The organism is Bradyrhizobium sp. 27S5, from assembly GCF_037217225.1.
GTDB lineage: Bacteria > Pseudomonadota > Alphaproteobacteria > Rhizobiales > Xanthobacteraceae > Bradyrhizobium > Bradyrhizobium septentrionale.
This window is the reverse complement of the sequence record NZ_CP147714.1, coordinates 8,884,689-8,905,024: the sequence shown is the minus strand read 5'-3', so window position 1 is coordinate 8,905,024 and position 20,336 is coordinate 8,884,689. Positions and strand designations below refer to the sequence as shown.

At 64.6% G+C, this 20,336-nt stretch carries 17 protein-coding genes and 1 pseudogene; 5 read left to right on the top strand and 13 right to left on the bottom strand.

What is annotated here, in order from left to right; genetic code table 11:
* Positions 1-134 precede the first annotated feature (134 nt).
* The gene (locus WDM24_RS41795) at positions 135-1,055 is read left to right on the top strand and encodes a LysR family transcriptional regulator (protein ID WP_338832541.1); all 921 of its coding nucleotides are present in this window, start codon (positions 135-137) and stop codon (positions 1,053-1,055) included.
* Between the two features lie 31 nt (positions 1,056-1,086).
* Here WDM24_RS41795 and WDM24_RS41790 read toward each other — a convergent pair.
* A pseudogene (locus WDM24_RS41790) lies at positions 1,087-2,073 on the bottom strand (IS30 family transposase); the annotation flags it as partial.
* A gap of 505 nt (positions 2,074-2,578) precedes the next feature.
* Positions 2,579-3,583: a 2-hydroxyacid dehydrogenase gene (locus tag WDM24_RS41785; protein ID WP_166300015.1), complete on the bottom strand. Its 1,005-nt coding sequence runs from the start codon at positions 3,581-3,583 to the stop codon at positions 2,579-2,581.
* Between the two features lie 343 nt (positions 3,584-3,926).
* On the opposite strand from WDM24_RS41785, the gene WDM24_RS41780 reads away from it, so the two are divergent.
* Positions 3,927-4,454 carry an SH3 domain-containing protein gene (locus WDM24_RS41780; RefSeq protein WP_338832540.1) on the top strand — a complete coding sequence of 176 codons (528 nt, stop codon included), beginning with the start codon at positions 3,927-3,929 and terminating at the stop codon, positions 4,452-4,454.
* 73 nt (positions 4,455-4,527) lie between these two features.
* Here the strand turns inward: WDM24_RS41780 and irrA are convergent, their stop codons facing one another.
* Positions 4,528-5,019, bottom strand: a complete 492-nt coding sequence (gene irrA, locus WDM24_RS41775) for an iron response transcriptional regulator IrrA (protein ID WP_029082448.1) — start codon at positions 5,017-5,019, stop codon at positions 4,528-4,530.
* Between the two features lie 330 nt (positions 5,020-5,349).
* Here irrA and fabA point away from each other — a divergent pair, with 330 nt between their 5' ends.
* From fabA to fabV, 3 genes are all read left to right on the top strand, one after another.
* Positions 5,350-5,871, top strand: a complete 522-nt coding sequence (fabA, locus tag WDM24_RS41770; protein ID WP_166300013.1) for a bifunctional 3-hydroxydecanoyl-ACP dehydratase/trans-2-decenoyl-ACP isomerase — start codon at positions 5,350-5,352, stop codon at positions 5,869-5,871.
* A gap of 43 nt (positions 5,872-5,914) precedes the next feature.
* The gene (fabB, locus tag WDM24_RS41765) at positions 5,915-7,138 is read left to right on the top strand and encodes a beta-ketoacyl-ACP synthase I (RefSeq protein WP_338694279.1); all 1,224 of its coding nucleotides are present in this window, start codon (positions 5,915-5,917) and stop codon (positions 7,136-7,138) included.
* Positions 7,139-7,204: 66 nt separating this feature from the next.
* Entirely contained in the window at positions 7,205-8,377 is a 1,173-nt protein-coding gene (fabV, locus tag WDM24_RS41760) for an enoyl-ACP reductase FabV (RefSeq protein WP_338829851.1), read from the top strand.
* Positions 8,378-8,489: 112 nt separating this feature from the next.
* Here fabV and WDM24_RS41755 read toward each other — a convergent pair whose 3' ends face one another.
* From WDM24_RS41755 to nusA, 10 genes are all read right to left on the bottom strand, one after another.
* A complete protein-coding gene (locus WDM24_RS41755; protein ID WP_338832539.1) occupies positions 8,490-9,086 on the bottom strand; it encodes a glutathione S-transferase family protein in 597 nt (198 codons plus the stop codon).
* 174 nt (positions 9,087-9,260) lie between these two features.
* Positions 9,261-9,713 (bottom strand): GNAT family N-acetyltransferase, encoded by a 453-nt coding sequence (locus WDM24_RS41750; RefSeq protein ID WP_338694283.1) that lies wholly within the window; start codon positions 9,711-9,713, stop codon positions 9,261-9,263.
* A gap of 125 nt (positions 9,714-9,838) precedes the next feature.
* Positions 9,839-10,573, bottom strand: coding sequence for a superoxide dismutase (locus WDM24_RS41745; protein ID WP_338829850.1), 735 nt, complete (start codon positions 10,571-10,573; stop codon positions 9,839-9,841).
* A gap of 202 nt (positions 10,574-10,775) precedes the next feature.
* Complete coding sequence (gene pnp / locus WDM24_RS41740; RefSeq protein WP_166300003.1) at positions 10,776-12,932, bottom strand: polyribonucleotide nucleotidyltransferase; 2,157 nt, start codon at positions 12,930-12,932, stop codon at positions 10,776-10,778.
* Positions 12,933-13,249: 317 nt separating this feature from the next.
* Positions 13,250-13,519, bottom strand: coding sequence for a 30S ribosomal protein S15 (rpsO, locus tag WDM24_RS41735; protein ID WP_016844725.1), 270 nt, complete (start codon positions 13,517-13,519; stop codon positions 13,250-13,252).
* Positions 13,520-13,521: 2 nt separating this feature from the next.
* Positions 13,522-14,631 (bottom strand): tRNA pseudouridine(55) synthase TruB, encoded by a 1,110-nt coding sequence (gene truB, locus WDM24_RS41730; protein ID WP_338829849.1) that lies wholly within the window; start codon positions 14,629-14,631, stop codon positions 13,522-13,524.
* Positions 14,631-15,041: a 30S ribosome-binding factor RbfA gene (gene rbfA, locus WDM24_RS41725; protein WP_029082439.1), complete on the bottom strand. Its 411-nt coding sequence runs from the start codon at positions 15,039-15,041 to the stop codon at positions 14,631-14,633. Before rbfA ends, truB begins: the two co-directional genes overlap by 1 nt.
* Before the next feature lie 174 nt (positions 15,042-15,215).
* Positions 15,216-17,909, bottom strand: coding sequence for a translation initiation factor IF-2 (infB, locus tag WDM24_RS41720; RefSeq protein WP_166299999.1), 2,694 nt, complete (start codon positions 17,907-17,909; stop codon positions 15,216-15,218).
* A 106-nt stretch (positions 17,910-18,015) separates the two neighbouring features.
* Positions 18,016-18,702 carry an RNA-binding protein gene (locus WDM24_RS41715; RefSeq protein WP_338694286.1) on the bottom strand — a complete coding sequence of 229 codons (687 nt, stop codon included), beginning with the start codon at positions 18,700-18,702 and terminating at the stop codon, positions 18,016-18,018.
* Positions 18,703-18,717: 15 nt separating this feature from the next.
* A complete protein-coding gene (gene nusA, locus WDM24_RS41710; protein ID WP_166299995.1) occupies positions 18,718-20,334 on the bottom strand; it encodes a transcription termination factor NusA in 1,617 nt (538 codons plus the stop codon).
* Between the last annotated feature and the right edge of the window lie 2 nt (positions 20,335-20,336).

Genomic DNA, 20,336 nt, shown 5'->3' with positions numbered 1-20,336 from the left:
CGATTCTTTCCGGTCGGAAAATGCTCTAGACAGCGCGGCGGGTGATCCGCCGCCAATGCCGCGGCTGATATGGGCCGGCTCGAGTCCGCCGATAAGCTGGACAATCCCGAATGGCTTGTTCACTATATCGAACAATGCAGGATTTCGACCTCCGCGACCTCGACGCCTTCGTGGCGGTGGCGCGCACGCGCAACTTCCGGCGCGCCGCGCTCGAGCAGCGCGTCTCGGTTTCGAGCATCAGCCAGCGTCTGCGCGACATGGAGGAGCGGCTCGGCGTCCGCCTGATGAACCGCACCACCCGGAGCGTCTCGCTGACCGAAGCCGGCGAGCTGCTGCTTGCCCGCGTCGCACCGGCGATCGCCGATGTCGGCGACGCGATCACAGAGGTGCGCGGCCTGCGCGCCGAGCCGTCGGGGCGGCTCCGCATCAACGCGCCGCCGCCCGCGGTCGATCTCGTGCTGGCGCCGATGATTGCGCCGTTCCTCGCCAAATATCCGCAAATCGATCTCGATATCGTCGCCGAGAGTGCGTTCATCGACATCGTCGCGCAGGGCTTCGACGCCGGCGTGCGCTATGGCGAGCATCTGGCGCAGGACATGGTGGCGGTCCCGCTCGGTGCGCAACAGCGCTACGCGGTCGTGGCCTCGAGCGATTATGTCGCCAGGCATGGCCGGCCGATGCATCCGAAGGATCTGCTGAAGCACGCCTGCATCCGCACTCGCTTCGGCAGCGGCGCGATCTTCGATTGGGAGTTCGAGAAGAACGGCCGCGTGGTGAAGGTCTCGCCGCCGGCCAGGCTGATCGCGACCTATCTCGGCCTCGCGCTGCGCGCAGTTCATGACGGCGTCGGTTACTGGGCGACGTTCGAGGGCTACGTCCACTACGGCGTCAAATCCGGCGCGCTGGTCAGCGTGCTCGACGACTGGTGCCCGCCGTTTGACGGACCGTTTCTTTATTATCCGAGCCGGCGCCAGCCGCCGCCCGCGCTCGCCGCGTTCGTGTCGTTCGTCGCCGACTGGCGCAAGCAGGCGCGGCGGAAGCCAAAGTCCAGCTAGAGCCACATTGTCGTCCCGGCGAAAGCAGGGAGGTGGATTCACACTCGAAGTGCAACACTTGGGAGAAGGCCTCGGCGGGAGTTTGGAAGTCAAGAGATTTGCGCGGGGTGTTGTTGTAGGCGTTGAAGGACTGATGGAAGCGGCGGGTCGGGAGGGTTGCGAGGTCGGTTTTGCGCGGGATGAAGCGCCGCATTCGACCGATCGCATTCTCGATGCCGCCCTTCTGCCAGGGCGCGTGCGGATCGCAGAAGAAGGTCTCGATCGCGAGGCGGTGCAGCGCCGTGTGGCAGGCGAACTCGGTGCCATTGTCGAAGGTGACGGTCTGGCACAGGTCCTGTGGCAGGGATGCGAACAAGCGAACGAGATGACGGGCGACCCCGCGCGCAACCTTGCTGGCGAGGCGGATGCCGAGCAGCAGGCGCGAGGTGCGCTCATGCACAGTCAGGACGGCCTGACCGTATTTGGAGAACATCATCAGGTCGGCTTCCCAATGACCGGGAGTGCTGCGATCGGCGGCCTCGATAGGCCGTTGATCCAAGGAAACACGGCCTTCGATGAAGCTTGCGGGGCTGCCGCCCTTCTTGCCGCGGTAACCGCGCTTGCTCTTGCCGCGCGGCAGATAACGCCGCCAGCTGAAGTCCGAGGTGCGTCGGATCTGGGCGTAGATGAAGCGGTAGATGGTCTCGTGGGAGATCACCTTGCGGCCGTGTTCGCGGGCCAGCCGGCCGGCGACCTGCTCGGGCGACCAGCCCCGACCCAGGCGTTCCAACACCGCACGGCGCAGGCCGGGCTCCCGTTCGAGGCGTACGCCCGTCCAGCGCCGTGCTCGCATCTGTTGCTGGGCATAGCCGGGTTTGTAGCCGACCTGGACGCCTCGATTGCGGGTCAGCTCCCGAGAGATCGTTGATGGCGAGCGATCCAGAGCTGCCGCGATTTGCCGGACCGAGCTGCCATTGGCCGAAAGCCGGGCAATCTCGCATCGCTCGTCCAGGGATAGCTGCTCGTAACTCCGCCCCATCGCAACACCTCCTCAAGGAAGTGTTGCACTTCGTTTGTGAACTCAGGGGACCCATAATCACAGCTGTCTATTTGTGCGCGATGTCGGAACGACGAATCCCTTCAACAACAATCGCCGCGGCGTATGGGTCCCGGCCCCCGTGCGCAATTGCGCACTAGGCCGGGACGACACCGAATGTTGGTCTCAGAGCCCCGATGGCTTCATCCGGGCTACATTTGCCCGACGTGTCAAGTTGCCTGCTCGAGCGCCGGCCGCACCGGCTACTTTGCATGGGGTTGTTTTCGATATTTTGGCAGCTCGCCCCTCATCCGGGCTACGGATTCTCTCTTCTCCTTCCCCCTGAAAGGGGGAAGGTCGGGATGGGGGTCAGCCGCGGGCAACGGTGCCTGCGGAGAGAGGAGATCCCCACCCGCTTTGCTCTCGCGAGCAAAGCGACCTCCCCTTTTCAAGGAGAGCTTGGAGCTGCGCGGCTTGGATGGAGCGCGGCGTAGTCCCGGCGACGAAATCACAGCATGCTCGGTAGCACGCGATCCGGCGGCTTGTGGGCGTCGAGGAAGGTTCGGATGTTGATGATCACCTTCTCGCCCATCTCGACGCGCCCTTCGATGGTGGCCGAGCCCATGTGCGGCAGCAGCGTCACCTTGCCGGCCCTGGCGAGCCGCACCAGCTTCGGGTTCACCGCCGGTTCGTGCTCATAGACGTCGAGGCCTGCGCCGCCGATATCGCCGGCTTCGATCAGCTTGATCAGCGTGTCCTCGTCGATCACCTCGCCGCGCGCGGTGTTGACGATGTAGGCCTCTTTGCGGATCAGCTTGAGCCGCCGCGCCGAGAGCAGATGGAAGGTGGCCGGCGTGTGCGGGCAGTTCACCGAGATGATGTCCATCCGCGCCAGCATCTGATCGAGGCTTTCCCAATAGGTCGCCCCGAGCTCTTCGGCGATCATAGGCGCCACCGGGCGGCGGTTGTGATAGTGGATCTGCAGGCCGAAGGCGCGGGCACGGCGCGCCACCGCCTGGCCGATGCGGCCCATGCCGACGATGCCGAGCCGTTTGCCCCCGATGCGGTGGCCGAGCATCCAGGTCGGCGACCACCCCGCCCAATGCTGCTTGCCTTCGGTCAGGATCGAGGCGCCCTCGATCAGGCGCCGCGGCACCGCAAGGATCAGCGCCATGGTCATGTCGGCGGTGTCCTCGGTCAACACCTTCGGGGTGTTGGTCACCGTGATACCGCGCGCATGCGCCGCCGTGACGTCGATATTGTCGACGCCGTTGCCGAAATTGGCGATCAGCTTCAGCTTGCAGTCGGGCTGATTGATCACGTCCTCGCGGATCATGTCGGTCACGGTCGGCACCAGCACGTCGGCGGTCCTTGCCGCCTCGGCGATCTGTTCCGGCGTCATCGGCGTGTCGTCGAGATTCAATCTGGCGTCGAACAGCTCGCGCATCCGGGTCTCGATCGAGTCCGGCAGCTTGCGGGTGACGACGACGAGAGGCTTTTTCTTCACCGACATGTCCTGCTTTCATGAGGCGCGCGGCTTGCCAAAAAACAAACCGTTGAGGCCTCATTAACCCGGTTGTTCGACACTGCTGATAGCCGCGCTGTCCCGGCGTTTCCTTCGCGTTTCCTAGGGTTCCCCGATACTTACCCCGGCTTTCGTCAGGGGAAATTCGGGTGTTCTGGCTCTTAAGGCCTTCCGTTCTCTCTAGCAGAAGGCCGGGCCAAGACAAGAACCCCTCGGACGTGGGGTGCGGGAGCGAACGGCGCAGGCGCAGGGGGCCTGAGTTTTTGGGCGTTTGGATCGGTTGCAACTCGCCGAATGCGGGTTGGGCATCTCGGCAGGAGACGAGTTGATGGTGGCGTTCTGGCGTTTCGGTTCGTTGGTGGCGCTGGTCGGCAGCATGCTGAGTGCGTCGGTCATGCCTGGACATTCCGCCAAGGATACCAACCCGACCACCAGCGGATTGCCGATCCCGCGCTATGTCAGCCTGAAATCAGATCATGTGAACGTCAGGGCCGGCCCGACCAAGGACAATGACGTCGCCTGGGTCTACACGAGGTCGGGACTGCCGGTCGAAATCACCGCCGAGTTCGAGAACTGGCGCCGGGTGCGCGATTCCGAGGGCGCCGAAGGCTGGGTCTATCATTCCCTGCTGTCCGGCCGCCGCACCGCCGTCGTCACGATGAAGAACAAGGACGATTTGGCTTCGTTGTACGACCGCCCCGACGCCACCAGTGCGATCGCGGCCCGGCTGCAGGCCGGCGTGGTCGCGCAGGTCAAGAAATGCGCCAACAACTGGTGCCGGGTCACCGGCAACGGGTTCGACGGCTGGATCGAGCAGCAGCGCCTCTGGGGCGTCTATGCCGACGAGAAGGTGGACTGACCTTCATCTCCCCCAAACGACAATGGCCGGGACGAGCCCGGCCATCACAACTCAAACCCGACGGTAGGACGCTTCAGCGCTTCTTGCGCAGCCGCACGACCATGTCGACGCGGGAAATCTCGAAGCCTTCCGGTACGTCCGGCATCTTGGTGAGCATCAGGTTCGGGTCGGGAATGTCGACCAGCTCGTGGTTGTGCTCGAGATAGAAGTGGTGGTGTGTCGACACGTTGGTGTCGAAATAGGTCTTGGTGCCGTCGACGCTGACCTGGCGCAGCAGGCCGGCATCGGTGAGCTGGTTGAGCGTGTTGTAGACGGTTGCCAGCGACACCGGAACCTTGGCCAGCGTCGCTTCCTCGTACAGCATTTCAGCGGTCAGGTGGCGGGCACCCTTGCCGAACAGCAGCCAGCCCAGCGCCATACGCTGGCGCGTCGGCCGGAGACCGGCAGACTGCAACATCTCGTTGACGTCATGCCACGGGCAGCCGGTCAGGGCAGGGTGGTGCCCAGTGCCCCGCGCAGCCGGGTGCACGGCGTCATCGTTCACAGCCGGTACTTCTTCGTTCATATCCACTCTATGCACCCAACTCAGGCAATATTCCTCATAAATATAAAAAGGATGCCTATCAGATGCAAGTTTTTCGCAACTAGAACGAATCCAAGCTGCGGTAGAAACCGAAGGAGAAGCGGTAATTTGTTATCGGAATGCCGCTTTGCCGCCCAGTTAGCCCTATGTTAGAGAGCGCGCGGACCACATATGCGCTTTCGGCAGAGATAACAGGCCGGAAGCGTGCCCAGGTAGCGCCAAGATACGGGACAGGATATTTCCGGTTCCCGTGGGTAGATTAAGGTCCGGCCAAGCAAAGGCGCTTTATCGGGACATGAGAGGTGGAAGAGGATGCTGGATCGGCGCGGCGGTTACGAATACGAGGATTTGCTGGCTTGCGGGCGGGGCGAGCTTTTCGGTCCCGGCAACGCCCAGTTGCCGCTGCCGCCGATGCTGATGTTCGACCGCATCAGCGATATCTCGCAAACCGGCGGTGAGTACGGCAAGGGGCTGGTGCGCGCCGAGCTCGAAGTGAAACCGGATCTCTGGTTCTTCGGCTGCCATTTCAAGAACGATCCGGTGATGCCGGGCTGCCTCGGCCTCGATGCCATGTGGCAAATGGTCGGCTTTTACCTCGGGTGGATCGGTGGCGAAGGTCGTGGCCGCGCGCTCGGCCTCGGCGAGCTGAAGTTCTCCGGACAGGTGCTGCCGCAAGCGCGCAAGGTTGTGTACAACATCGACATCAAGCGCGTGATGCGGTCAAAGCTCGTGCTTGGAATTGCCGACGGGTGGCTTTCCATGGACGACGAGATTATCTATCGCGCCAAGGACTTGAAGGTCGGGTTGTTCAAGCAGGGCACGGCGCCATCTTGAGCAGGATCATCATGCGGCAACATAAAGGCAGGGCGAGGCGAACATGAGGCGGGTTGTCATCACGGGGATGGGGATTGTCTCATCCATCGGTAACAACACCCAGGAAGTGCTTGCGAGCCTCTACGAGGCAAAGTCGGGCATTTCGCGTGCGGAGAAGGCCGCGGAGCTCGGCTTCCGTTCGCAGGTGCACGGTGCGCCGACACTTAATCCCGCAGAGGTGATCGATCGCCGCGCGATGCGGTTCCTTGCCGAAGGTGCGGCCTGGAATCACGTCGCGATGGAGCAGGCGATCCGGGACGCCGGCCTCGAGGAGAACCAAGTCTCGAACATCCGCACCGGCATCATCATGGGATCCGGTGGGCCGTCGACACGCACGCTGGTGGAAGCCGCCGATATCGCGCGCGCCAAGGGCCCGAAGCGCGTCGGACCGTTTGCGGTGCCGAAGGGCATGTCCTCGACCGCGTCGGCGACGCTCGCGACCTGGTTCAAGATCAAGGGCGTGAACTACTCGATCTCCTCGGCCTGCGCGACGTCGAACCATTGCATCGGCAACGCCTATGAGACGATCCAGATCGGCAAGCAGGACATCATCTTCGCCGGCGGCTGCGAGGAACTCGACTGGACGCTGTCGGTGCTGTTCGACGCCATGGGCGCGATGTCCTCGAAATACAACGACACGCCGGCTACCGCGTCGCGTCCCTACGACATCAGCCGCGACGGTTTCGTGATCGCCGGCGGCGCCGGCGTCGTGGTGCTGGAAGAGCTCGAGCATGCCAAGGCGCGCGGCGCGCGTATCTATGGTGAGGTCGTCGGCTACGGCGCGACCTCGGACGGTTACGACATGGTGGCGCCGTCGGGCGAGGGTGCCGAGCGCTGCATGCGCATGGCGATGTCGACGGTGGACACGCCGGTCGATTACATCAATCCGCACGCCACCTCGACGCCGGCCGGCGATCCGCCGGAGATCGAGGCGATCCGCAAGGTGTTCGGCAGCGGCGACAAGTGCCCGCCGATCTCGGCGACCAAGGCGCTGACCGGGCACTCGCTCGGTGCTACCGGCGTGCAGGAAGCGATCTACTCGCTGCTGATGCTGAACAACGGCTTCATCTGCGAAAGCGCGCACATCACCGAGCTCGATCCGGTGTTCGCCGACATGCCTATCGTGCGCAAGCGCATCGACAACGCCAAGCTCACGACCGTGCTGTCGAATTCGTTCGGCTTCGGCGGCACCAACGCCACGCTGGTGTTCAGGCGGCTTGATGCGTGATTTCGCCTCCCCTTGCTTGCTGAGGGCGCGAATGGGGACATTGCAACGATCCGGAATGGGGTGGGAATGATTATCGAACCGCGCGTGCGAGGCTTCATCTGCACGACGGCACATCCCGTCGGCTGCGCCACCAATGTTCGCGAGCAGATCGCCTACGTTCTCCGCCAGGGCCCGGTCGCGGACTGTCCCAAGCGCGTCGCCGTGCTCGGCTGTTCGACCGGCTACGGTCTCGCGAGCCGCATCGTTGCGACCTTCGCTGGCGGGGCCGACACTATCGGCGTGTCGCTGGAGCGCGAGCCTTCGGAAAAGAGAACCGCCAGCGCCGGCTGGTACAACAACCGCGCCTTCGAGATCGAGGCCGAGAAGATCGGACGGTCTCCGCTCACGCTGGAGGGCGATGCCTTCTCCGACGAGCTGAAGCAGAACTTCATCGAGCGTGTGCGCGAAAAATTCGGCCAGCTCGACCTGCTGGTCTACAGCATGGCGGCTCCCGCCAGGACCGATCCCGACACCGGCAAGACCTATCGCTCGGTCATCAAGCCGCTTGGCGCCCCCGTCGAGATCAAGACGCTCGACACCGAGACCGGCGAGGTCTTCCAGACCACCCTCGAGCCGGCGAGCGAGGATCAAACCGCGGCCACGGTCGCGGTGATGGGCGGCGACGACTGGAAGCGCTGGATCGACCAGCTCGCGGATGCCGGCGTGCTGGCGCCGGGCTTCCGCACGCTCAACTACACCTATATCGGCAGCGAACTGACCTGGCCGATCTACTGGAACGGCACGCTCGGCCGCGCCAAGGTCGACCTCGACCGCAAGGCGGAAGCGATCCGGGGCCGGCTCGGTCCGGACGCGGCCCGCGTCGTCGCGCTGAAGGCCGTGGTCACCCAGGCGAGTTCGGCCATTCCGGTGGTGCCGCTCTATGGCACGGTGCTGTTCAAGGTCATGAAGCAGCTCGGGCTCCATGAAGGCTGCATCGAGCAGATCGACCGCCTGTTCCGCACGCGCCTCGGCAAGGGCGTGGAGCTTGATAACGAACAGCGCATCAGGGTCGACGACTGGGAGCTTTCGCCCGAGGTGCAGGCCGAGGTGTCGCGGCGCTGGCCGCTGCTCACCACCGAGACGCTCGGCGAACTGGCCGATCTCGGAGAATACAAGAGCCAGTTCCTCCGCCTGTTCGGCTTCGGCATCGACGGCGTCGACTACACGCAGGACGTCGATCCCCGCGTCGTGCCAGCGTAGGCCAGCCGGAAGTCACTTCGTAGCCCGGATGAAGCGAAGCGAAATCCGGGGCTGCTCCCTCCACCTCTACACTGATCCCGGATTGCGCTTCGCTTCATCCGGGCTACATGCCTCACCCCGCCGCGATCTTCTCCGCGCGCTGGAATGCGGGCCGCGCCACGCAGCGCTCGATGTAGGCATCGAACGATGGCCGCGGCGGCACCATCTTGAACACGCGCACCGCAAAATTCAGCCCCGCGCCGATCGCGATGTCGGCGGCGGAAAACTGATCGCCGAGAATCCACGGCCCCTTTTGCAGCTCGGCGTCTAGCACGTCGAACACCTGCGCCGCGCTGCCCCAGGATGCGGTGCTGGTCGGCACTTCCAACTTGGTGAAGAGCTGGATCAGCGCCGGCTCGATGCAGCTCGGCGAGAAGAACAGCCACTGCAGATAGCGTGCGCGCTTCGGATCCGTCGTTGCCGGCGCGAGCTTTGTCTCCGGATAGCGGTCGGCGATATAGGCGCAGATCGCCGCCGCCTCGGCGAGTTGCGCGTCGCCGTCGGTCAGCGCCGGCACCTTGCCCATCGGGTTGATCTTGAGGAAGTCCGGCGACTTCTGCGCGCCGGTGCTGATATCGGTCAGCACCCGTTCGTAAGCGAGGCCGGATTCCTCCAGCAGCCAGATGGCGGAGAACGAGCGCGAGCGCGGCGACCAGTACAGCTTGATCATGGTGCTTGAGCCTTTCATCGCGTGGTCGGACAGCGGCCATTCATCGCGCGTCTGGCTCAGATTGGCAACGCACGAGACATGGGATCGATCGCGCGGCTTCTGACCAATATATTGGTCAACCTCGCTGGCTGCGACCGATTGATCGGCTCGCAGGCCGCATCAAGGTTCCGCGCACTACGCTCCCTTCCACCGATAGTGCTTCATCATGAAACCGGTCGCCGGATTGGGCTCCTCCTTCTCGAACACAAAGCCCTCGCGCTCGTACCAGCGCCAGGCCTTGTCGTTCTCGCGGACGCATTTCAGCCAGATCTCGTCGGGCAATTGCTTGCGGGTGAAGGCGAGCAAATGGCGCCCCAGGTTGCGGCCTTGATGGCTTGGCGCGACCATCAGCTGGTCGAGCAGCAAGGTCGGCAGATGCAGCGCCAGCATCGCGGCGATGGTGCCGCGATCGTCGGCGACGAACAGGCTCCAGCCATTGTCGATCTCGCGGCGCAGGCGCGCGCGCAGATCGCTCAACAGGCTATCGCTCCGTGGTGTGAGCCCGGTCGAGGTCCAGCTCTCCATCCAGATGCGCGCGATCTCGTCATATTCGCCGGGGCGGCCGGGGCGGATGGTCGGCAGCGTCATCGTCGGTTTCTCCGGGCGCATAGCCGGGTCTTCCCAAGAAGAAGGCCCCACAAGAAAGCCCCACGAGCGTCTCGCGGGGCTTTCAAATCTAGCGCGGCCGCTTGTGGCCAGCGAGCCTTAGCGGCTCATACCCCGAGCGTGCCGGCCTTTGCTGCCGCATAGCGCTCGGCCACGGCCTTCCAGTTCACCGTGTTCCACCACGCCTTGAGGTAATCGGGCCGGCGGTTCTGATAGGTCAGATAATAGGCGTGCTCCCAGACGTCGTTGCCGAGCAGCGCGCGCTTGCCGTCCATGATCGGGTTGTCCTGGTTCGGCCGCGTCTCGATCGCGAGCTTGCCGTCCCTGGTCACGGTGACGAACACCCAGCCGGAGCCGAACACGCGCCCGCCCGCGGCATTGAAATCGGTCTGGAATTTCTCCATGCCGCCGAGGTCGCGGTCGATCGCGGCGAGCGCTTCGCCGTCAGCCTTGCCGCCGTTCGGCCCCATGATCTGCCAGAACATCGTGTGGTTGGCGTGGCCGCCCATGTTGTTGCGGACACCGGTGCGGATCGCGTCCGGCACATTGCCGAGATTGGCGAGCACGTCGGTGAGCGGCTTCTCCGCGATCTGCGGATTGTCCTTGGCGAAATTGTTGAGGTTGGTGACGTAGGCCTGGTGATGCCGGTCGTGATGGATTTCCATCGTCCTGGCGTCGATATGCGGCTCCAGCGCATTGGTCGGGTAGGTCAGCGGATCGATCTTGAACGGCCCGCTGGGCGCTTGCGCCGCGGCCTGTGCGAACGCTGTGCGCGACGAGGCGGCGGCCGCGGCGATGCCGGTCGCTGCGATGATTAGATGGCGTCGGGACATCAAGGGCATCGTGAATCTCCGTGCTGGGAAGGCGCCCTGATATTAGGCGCAAGTTGTGAACGGGTTCCAGCAATGTCGGTCACAATGCCGGGTCAAAACCGCGCATTGCGATCAGCGGAGATTGATTTGCGTCCGACCTCCACAAACTAAAAAGGGCGGCCACCGGGCCGCCCTTTTCATCACAGTCGATTTGGTAACAATTTGCCCTGGCTTACTCGCCGGCGGCTTCGCGCGGCGCCGGTGCGTCGGGCTTCTGCTTGGCCTCAAGGTCCTCGCCGGTCTCCTGGTCGACCGCCTTCATCGACAGGCGGGTCTTGCCGCGATCGTCGAAGCCGAGCAGCTTGACCTTGACCTTGTCGCCTTCCTTGACGACGTCCGAGGTCTTCTGCACGCGGTTGGCGGCGAGCTGGCTGATGTGGACCAGGCCGTCCTTGGCGCCGAAGAAGTTCACGAACGCGCCGAACTCCATCACCTTGACGACGGTGCCCTCGTAGATCTGGCCGATCTCCGGATCGGAGGCGATCGACTTGATCCACTTGATCGCGGCCTTCATCGCCTCGCCGTCGTTGGAGGCGACCTTCACGGTGCCGTCGTCCTCGATGTTGACCTTGGCGCCGGTCTTCTCGACGATCTCGCGGATCACCTTGCCGCCGGTGCCGATCACTTCGCGGATCTTGTCGGTGGCGATCTTGAAGGTCTCGATGCGCGGTGCGTATTCGCCGAGCTCGGCGCGCGCCGCGGTCAGGGCCTTGGCCATCTCGCCGAGGATGTGGATGCGCCCATCCTTGGCCTGGCCAAGCGCAACCTTCATGATTTCCTCAGTGATGCCCTCGATCTTGATGTCCATTTGGAGCGAGGTGATGCCCTGGTCGGTGCCGGCGACCTTGAAGTCCATGTCGCCGAGATGATCCTCGTCACCGAGGATGTCCGACAGCACCGCGAAGCGCTGACCTTCGAGGATCAGGCCCATGGCGATACCGGCCGTCGGCCGCTTCAGCGGCACGCCGGCGTCCATCAGCGACAGCGAGGCGCCGCAAACCGAGGCCATCGAGGACGAGCCGTTCGATTCGGTGATCTCGGAGACCACGCGGATCGTGTACGGGAACTCGTGATGCGGCGGCAGCACCGGGTGGATCGCGCGCCAGGCGAGCTTGCCGTGGCCGATCTCGCGGCGCTTGGTGCCGCCGAGGCGACCGGTTTCACCGACCGAGTAGGGCGGGAAGTTGTAGTGCAGCAGGAACGTTTCCTTGTACGTCCCCGACAGCGCGTCGATGTACTGCTCGTCCTCGCCGGTGCCGAGCGTGGTCACGACCATCGCCTGGGTCTCACCGCGGGTGAACAGCGCCGAGCCGTGGGCGCGCGGCAGCACGCCGGCTTCGGCAACGATGTTGCGCACGGTCTTGGCGTCGCGGCCGTCGATGCGCTTGCCGGTGTCGAGGATGTTCCAGCGGACGATCTTGGCTTCCAGTTCCTTGAAGACGCCGGCGACGCGGAGCTTGTCGTATTTCGGCTCCTGGCCTTCCGGGAAGAAGTGCGCCAGCACCTTCTCCTTGACGGCGCCAACTGCGGCATAGCGTTCCTGCTTGACCGGGATCGCATAGGCCTTGCGCAGCTCCTGCTCGGCAATGCCGAGCATTTCCTTCTCGATCTCCGAATTGTCGATCGTGGTGACTTCGCGCGGCTCCTTGGCGGCCTTCTCGGCGAGCTCGATGATCGCGTTGATCACCGGCTGGAAGTGGCGGTGGCCGAACATGACCGCGCCGAGCATCACGTCTTCGTTGAGCTCCTTGGCTTCCGATTCCACCATCAGCACGGCGTCGGCGGTGCCGGCGACGACCAGGTCGAGCTGGGTCTCGGTCATCTCGTCGAGCGTCGGGTTGAGCACGTATTCGTCATTGGCGAATCCGACGCGTGCGGCGCCAATCGGGCCCTTGAACGGCGCGCCCGACAGCGTCAGGGCGGCGGAGGCAGCCACCAGCGACACGATGTCCGGATCGTTCTCCATGTCGTGCGACAGGACGGTGACGATCACCTGGGTCTCGTTGCGCCAGCCGTCGACGAACAGCGGACGGATCGGGCGGTCGATCAGGCGGGAGACCAGTGTCTCCTTCTCGGTCGGACGGCCCTCGCGCTTGAAATAGCCGCCGGGAATGCGGCCCGCGGCGTAGGTCTTCTCCTGGTAGTCGACGGTGAGCGGCAGGAAGTCGACGCCTTCGCGCGGCGACTTCGCCGCGACGACGGTGGCGAGCACCACGGTCTCGCCGTAGGTCGCCAGCACGGCGCCGTCGGCCTGGCGGGCGATCTTGCCGGTTTCTAGTTTAAGGGGACGTCCACCCCAGTCGATTTCGACGGAATGCGAATTGAACATTTCGGTTTTCTTTCATGGTTTCACGAAAGCACGGCGCCCTGAAACACAAAGACCATGCCAAGACGGCGAGACACTGATGCGCTGTCGCGACCAGTATCCGGCGATCCTGCCATGGTCCGTGGATTTCGGATGGCGTCCATCCTTTCGGTCATCTGGGCATCTTGCCCGGTCCAGCGGCCGGATTGCTGCTGAACGCTAGTGTGCATGGCGCGATTGCCATGCTGGTGCGCATGATCATCTTTCGACAATTCGAAAGCCCGAGTTCACGGACGATCATGCGAAAACGCGCGCGAACCCCGCGCGCGTGCTTCTCAAAATCAACGACGGATGTTGTGCTTCTCAAGCAGCGCCTTGTAGCGCGCCTCGTCCTTGCGCTTGATGTAGTCGAGCAGGGAGCGACGCGTCGACACGAGCTTCAGGAGGCCGCGGCGTGAATGGTTGTCCTTCACATGGCTCTTGAAGTGCTCCGTGAGGTTATTGATGCGTTCCGACAGGATCGCGACCTGAACCTCGGGCGAGCCGGTGTCGCCGGCTTTGTTGGCATTCGTCTTGATGACTTCCGCTTTGCGTTCCGCGGTAATCGACATCGTCAGTTACTTTCATTGTTGCGAGCCGGACTGGCGGTCAGTCCGTTCAGGTTGAACACGCGCTTGGGGATGAGTTCGCCATTGCCAATTTCGGCAAGCGCGAGAAGTCGGCCTGCCACCGTGACATAGACTGTGCCGCTAGTATTGGGCGCATCCCGTCCGCGCAACAAAACGGCCTGGCCCCTGTGGAGCCTTGCCGCATCAGCCCGTGTGACGGCCAGTGCCGGGATGTCGTCCAGCGCGGTCTCAACGGGCAAAAGCGCGTCGGCGAGGCTGCCCTCGCCAGACGCGGCTCTATTGCACAAAGCCTCCAACTGTTCCAGCGGAATCATGTCCGCTTCGGTAAACGGACCGACCAGGGTCCGCCGCAGCGCGCAGATATGGCCGAAACAGCCCAGAATCCGGCCCATATCGCGGGCCAGGGCCCGGACATAGGTTCCCTTGCCGCACTCGGCCTCGAACACGGATTGGCCGTTATCTCCATGTTCTACAAGGGTTAATTCGTGAATCTCGACCGGGCGGGGCTTCAGGTCCACGGTCCCGCCGTCGCGCGCCAGATCATAGGCGCGCTCGCCCTGCACCTTGATCGCCGAATATTGCGGCGGGATCTGCTCGATCACCCCGGTGAAGCGCGGCAGCAGGTTCCGGATCGAATCGGCAGTCGGCCGGCTCTCGCTGGTCCTGACGGCTCGTCCCTCGGTGTCGTCGGTGTCGCGTTCCTCGCCCCAGCACACCGTGAAGCGGTAGCGCTTGCGGCCGTCCATCACGAACGGCACGGTCTTGGTGGCCTCGCCGAGCGCGATCGGCAGCCCGCCGGAGGCGAGCGGGTCGAGCGTGCCGGCATGGCCGGCGCGCTTGGCCTGGAACAGGCGCTTGAGCACGGCGACCGCCTGCGTCGAGGTCATGCCGATCGGCTTGTCGAGCACCACCCAGCCATGGACGTCGCGCTTGTCGCGGCGCGGCTGCTGGTTCTGCTTGCCCTGCCTCTGGCGCGGGTCGTTGTTGGTGCGGCGCGGCTCGTCGCTGCGCTGCCCGGCAAAACCATCCCGCTCAGCGTCGCGCGCGTCGGAATCCTTCGCGTCGGCAACGCTGTTGGTCGTCATCACAGTCATCACTCGTCGTCCGAATCGGGTGCAAGGTCTCGCTGCACCGCAGGTGTTCGCAATAGTTTCTCGATGCGTTCCGCCTCGTCGAACCGCTCATCGACGCGGAAGCGAATGTCGGGTGAAAATTTCAGGTTGACGCGATGCGCGATCTCGCCGCGCAGGAACTTCTTGTTGCGCTCGAGCGCGGCGATCACCGTGTCGGTGTCGCGGCCGCCGAGCGGCATCACGTAGATCGTCGCGAGCTTCAGATCCGGCGACATTCGCACCTCGGGAACGGTGATGATGTGGCCTTCGAGATCGGGATCGTGAACCTCACCCTGCGACAGAATCTCGGCAACCGCATGGCGAACCGTTTCGCCGACGCGCAGTTGACGTTGTGAGCCGCCGGGGCTGGAACTCTTCTTTTGACGGGGCATGACCTTCTTCCAAAACCGTCGCGCCCGCAGGCCGTGGCCGCGGGCATCAATGTCTTAGCTTTGCTTTCAATCAGACAATGCGCGGGTGGCCGGACTAAAGTCCGGCCACGTCGTCGCATTTTCAGTTAAATGGACCCAACGCTTAGTAAGATCTGCGCTTCGTAAGATTTGGACTTACAGAGAGCGCTGGATCGTCTCGACGCGGTAACACTCGATCACGTCGCCGACACGCATGTCGCCGTAGTTCTCGAACGCCATGCCACATTCCTGGCCGGCGACCACTTCCTTCACTTCATCCTTGAAGCGCTTCAGCGTCGACAGTTTGCCTTCGTGCACCACGACGTTGTCGCGGATCAGGCGCACATTGGCGCCGCGTTCCACGGTGCCGTCGGTGACGCGGCAACCTGCGACCTTGCCGACCTTGGAAATGTTGAACACTTCCAGGATCTGCGCGTTGCCCAGCATGGTTTCGCGCAGCGTGGGCGCGAGCAGGCCGGACATCGCCTTTTTGATGTCATCCACGAGGTCGTAGATGATGTTGTAGTAGCGGATCTCGATGCCGTTGCGCTTGGCCGCGGCCGCCGCTTCCTTGTTGGCGCGGACCGAGAAGCCGATGATCGCGGCGTTGAAGCCTTCCGCCAGCGTGACGTCGGACTCCGAGATGCCGCCGACGCCGGCATGCAGGATGCGGGCGGCGACTTCGTCGGTGCCGAGCTTTTCCAGCGAGCCCAGGATCGCTTCCAGCGAGCCCTGCACGTCGGCCTTGACGATCAGCGGGAACTCCTTGCGGCCCGCGGTCTTGAGCTGCGACATCATCTGCTCGAGCGAGCCGCGCATGCCGGAGATCGAGGCCGCCGCATTCTCGCGCTTCTGGTGCGCGCGATAGCTCGTGACCTGGCGGGCGCGGGCTTCGTTCTCGACAACGGCGAGACGGTCGCCGGCTTCCGGCGGCCCGTTGAAGCCGAGCACCTCGACCGGCACGGACGGCCCGGCCTCGTCGAGATTCTCGCCCTGGTCGGAGATCAGTGCACGGACGCGGCCCATTTCGGCGCCGGCCACGATGATGTCGCCGATGCGCAGCGTGCCGCGCTGCACCAGCACGGTTGCGACCGGACCGCGGCCGCGATCGAGCTTGGCTTCGATCACGGTGCCTTCGGCCGGACGCTCCGAATTGGTCTTCAGGTCGAGGATTTCGGCCTGCAGCGCGATCATCTCGAGCAGCCGGTCGAGATTGGTCTTGTTCTTGGCCGAGACCTCGACGTCGACGACGTCGCCGCCGAGCGATTCGACCTGCACTTCATATTGCAGCAACTCGGTGCGGACGCGCTCGGGCCGTGCATCGGGCTTGTCGATCTTGTTGATCGCCACGATCATCGGCACCTTGGCCGCCTTGGCGTGGTTGATCGCCTCGATCGTCTGCGGCATCACGCCGTCATCGGCGGCGACCACCAGCACGACGATGTCGGTGACCTTGGCGCCGCGGGCGCGCATCGCGGTGAACGCGGCGTGGCCGGGCGTATCGATGAAGGTGATCTTCTTGCCGCTTTCCGGCGAAGTCACCTGATAGGCGCCGATATGCTGGGTGATGCCGCCGGCTTCGCCGGACACCACGTTGGCGTGGCGCAGCGCATCGAGCAGCGAGGTCTTGCCGTGGTCGACGTGGCCCATGACCGTGACCACGGGCGAACGCGGCTCGGTGTCGGTGGAATCGTCGACAACGTCGAACAGGCCTTCCTCGACGTCGGAGGCAGCGACGCGCTTGACGCTATGGCCGAGCTCCTCGGCAATCAGCTGCGCGGTGTCGGCATCGATCACGTCGGTGATCTTGTGCATCGCGCCCTGCTTCATCAGCATGCGGATGACGTCGACTGCGCGCTCCGACATCCGGTTGGCGAGTTCCTGAATCGCGATGGCTTCCGGGATAATGACTTCGCGGATCAGCTTTTCCTTCGGCTCGTTGGACGCGTGCCCCTTCAGACGCTGGGTACGGCGGCGGAACGAGGCGATCGAGCGCTCGCGCACGTCGTCGGCGTTGAGCGCGGTGGTCAAGGTGAGGCGGCCGCGCTCCTTCTGCGGAGCGGGTTTATGGGTCGTTTTCGGCGCGGCGACCGGACGCACGGCACCGCCGGGGCGGCGCACCATGCGCGGAGCTTCGTCTTCGTCCGCCTCGGCGGCAACCGCCGGGGGTCTCGGCGCGGAGGCAGGGGTACGCGTGGTCGTCGTGGTCGCCGGGCGGGCTGCCGGTGTCCGGGCTGCCGGCGCAGAAGACGCAGGTGCGGCTGCGGCGGGCCGGGCCGGAGCTGCGGCTGGCGCCGCGCCGGGCTTGGCCTCGCCCTCGCCGAAGCGGCGCTTGGCCTCGACTTCGGCCTTGCGCTTGGCCTCTTCCTCGTGGCGGTGGCGCTCCTCTTCCGCCTTGCGGCGGGCCTCGGCGGCTTCGCGCTCCGTCTTCTCGGCAGCCTCGCGGATGGCGCGGCGCTTGGCTTCCTCTTCGGCCTGGCGGCGTTCCTCGACATCGCGCTGCCGGGCGTCGGCAAGCGCATTGGCGCGCGCGGAACGCTCGTCCTCGGTCAAGGTCGGCAGCACCACGCCGGAGCGGGTGTTACGCTGCGGCGGGGCCGCGGGGCGGCCGAGCGGCGGCTTGGCGACAGGGGGCGCCGCAGGCTTTGCAACCACGGGTTCCGGCGCATGCGCCTCGCCCGGGCCGTCGCCACCGACGCGGCGCTTGCCGCGCTTCTCGACCACGACCTGCTTGGTCCGGCCGTGGCTGAAGCTCTGGCGCACGGTGCCCGTCTCGACGCGCGGCTTCAGCGACAACGTCTTGCTCGGGACACTCAGAGTCTTGTCGCCAGGGGTCTTGGTATCAACCATTCAGCAGTCCTAATCTCGTTTCGCTGTGCGTGTGCCGCACAAATCCTTCAACGTCGTCTCTTGCTGAGCATGATCCGGTCGGAAAGACGGCGTCCGCCTTCCCGGATCACGCTCTGGAATTTCTGGCCGCTTCGGCGGTCTTGTCGTCGTCGGCCATCCGGTATCGGACCAGCATCTGGCAGCGCGACAGGAACGTCTTGCTCGCCGGGCCCGCGAGCAGCGCAGCATGTATCACATTTGACCGCCCAAGTGCCAAATCCAATTCTTCCGACGTCAAAACATTGACGACGGGGATTACCGGCGATTCACCACGTTTTTCGCCCCTTTGCCGGACGATCGCGTCCAATTTGCGGATTCCGTCCGCGGCGCCGTCCGAAGCGTGGATCAGGGCTGCAGTTTCGTTCCGGTTGAGTGCGTCCTCGACCTTGCCGAAGCCCGAAACGACCTGACCGGCCTTGGCGGCCATCGCCAGGGCCTCGGTAACGCTGCGCACCAGGAGTGCATCGGTGTCGGTGGGAAGGGTCGGCGCAACGCGGACGTCACGCTTGAATCCCTTGCTAAATTGGTGACGACGGACCGCTTCCGCAACGCTGCGCCGCGATGCGGACACCCACAATCCGCGGCCGGGCAGCTTGCGCTTGAGGTCCGGGATCACCTCGCCGGTGGGGGCGATGACGAACCGGATCAGCTCGTCGATCGGACGCACCTCGCGGCTGACCGCGCACATCCGCGTGGTCGCGGACTTCTGCGTCCGCGGTCCATCGTCGAGATCGGGGTCAGGCTGAGCCAGCATCCGTGGGCCATCTCCTTAGGTCGCCGCTTCTGCTTCGGCGGCCTCGGCCTCCTCAGCAGCAGGCTTGGCGAGGTCGGCCTCGGTGATCCAGCCGGCCTTCACGCGAGCCTGCATGATCATGGCCTCGGCCTCGTCGCGCGAGACCTCGATGCCATCGAGGAACCCGGCATGCTTGGTCGGCTCGCCGCCTTCCTTGCGCTCGGTCCAGCCGACCAGATCGTCGGTGGCGCAGCCGGCGAGGTCCTCGACGGTCTTCACGTCGTTCTCGCCGAGCTTCACGAGCATCTTCCCGGTCACGCCCGGCACGTCCTTCATGGCGTCCTCGACGCCGAGTTCCTTGCGCTTGGCTTCCAGTTCGGCCTCAAGCTGTTCCAGATATTCGCGGGCGCGGGTCTGCAACTCGGTGGCGGTCTCCTCGTCGAAACCTTCGATGCCGGCGAGTTCCTTGACGTCGACCAGCGCGAGTTCCTCGACCGAGGTGAAGCCTTCTGAAGCGAGCAGCTGGCCGACCACTTCGTCGACATTGAGCGCTTCCATGAACACGCGGGTCGAGTTCTCGAAGTCGGCCTGGCGGCGCTCCGACTCTTCCTGCTCGGTCAGGATGTCGATGTCCCAGCCGGTCAGCTGCGAGGCGAGGCGGACGTTCTGGCCGCGGCGGCCGATCGCCAGCGACAGCTGGTTGTTGGTGTCGGGAACCACGACCTCGATGCGCTCGCGGTCCTCGTCGATCACGACCTTGGCGACTTCGGCCGGCGCCAGCGCGTTGACCACGAAGGTCGCGATGTCGGGCGACCACGGGATGATGTCGATCTTCTCGCCCTGCAGCTCGTTCACCACGGCCTGCACGCGCGAGCCGCGCATGCCGACGCAGGCGCCGACCGGGTCGACCGAGGAATCGCGCGAGATCACGCCGATCTTGGCGCGCGAGCCCGGATCGCGGGCAACCGCCTTGATCTCGACGATGCCGTCATAGATTTCCGGCACTTCCTGCGCGAACAGCTTCGCCATGAACTGCGGATGGGTGCGCGACAGGAAGATCTGCGGACCGCGGGTCTCGCGGCGGACGTCGAAGATATAGGCGCGGACGCGGTCGCCGTTGCGGAACACTTCGCGCGGCAGCATCTCGTCGCGGCGCACGATCGCTTCGCCGCGGCCGAGGTCGACGATCACGCTGCCATATTCGACGCGCTTGACGATGCCGTTGACGATGTCGCCGATGCGGTCCTTGAATTCCTGGTACTGCCGGTCGCGCTCGGCCTCGCGCACCTTCTGCACGATCACCTGCTTGGCGGACTGCGCGGCGATGCGGCCATATTCCAGCGGCGGCAGCGTATCGGCGATGGTGTCGCCGACCTGGGCGCCTGGATTGGCGCGCTGCGCGTCGGCCAGCGAAATCTGGTTGGAGGAGTTTTCGACGATTTCGACCACCAGCATGTGGCGGGTCAGGCGAAGCTCGCCCTTCTTGGCGTCGATCTCGGCATGGACGTCGGTCTCGCTGCCGTAGCGGGCACGCGCGGCCTTGGCGATGGCGTCTTCCATCGCCGCGATCACGATGGAGCGGTCGATCGACTTTTCGCGCGCAACTGCGTCTGCGATCTGCAGCAGTTCGAGTTTGTTGGCGCTGACTGCCATGG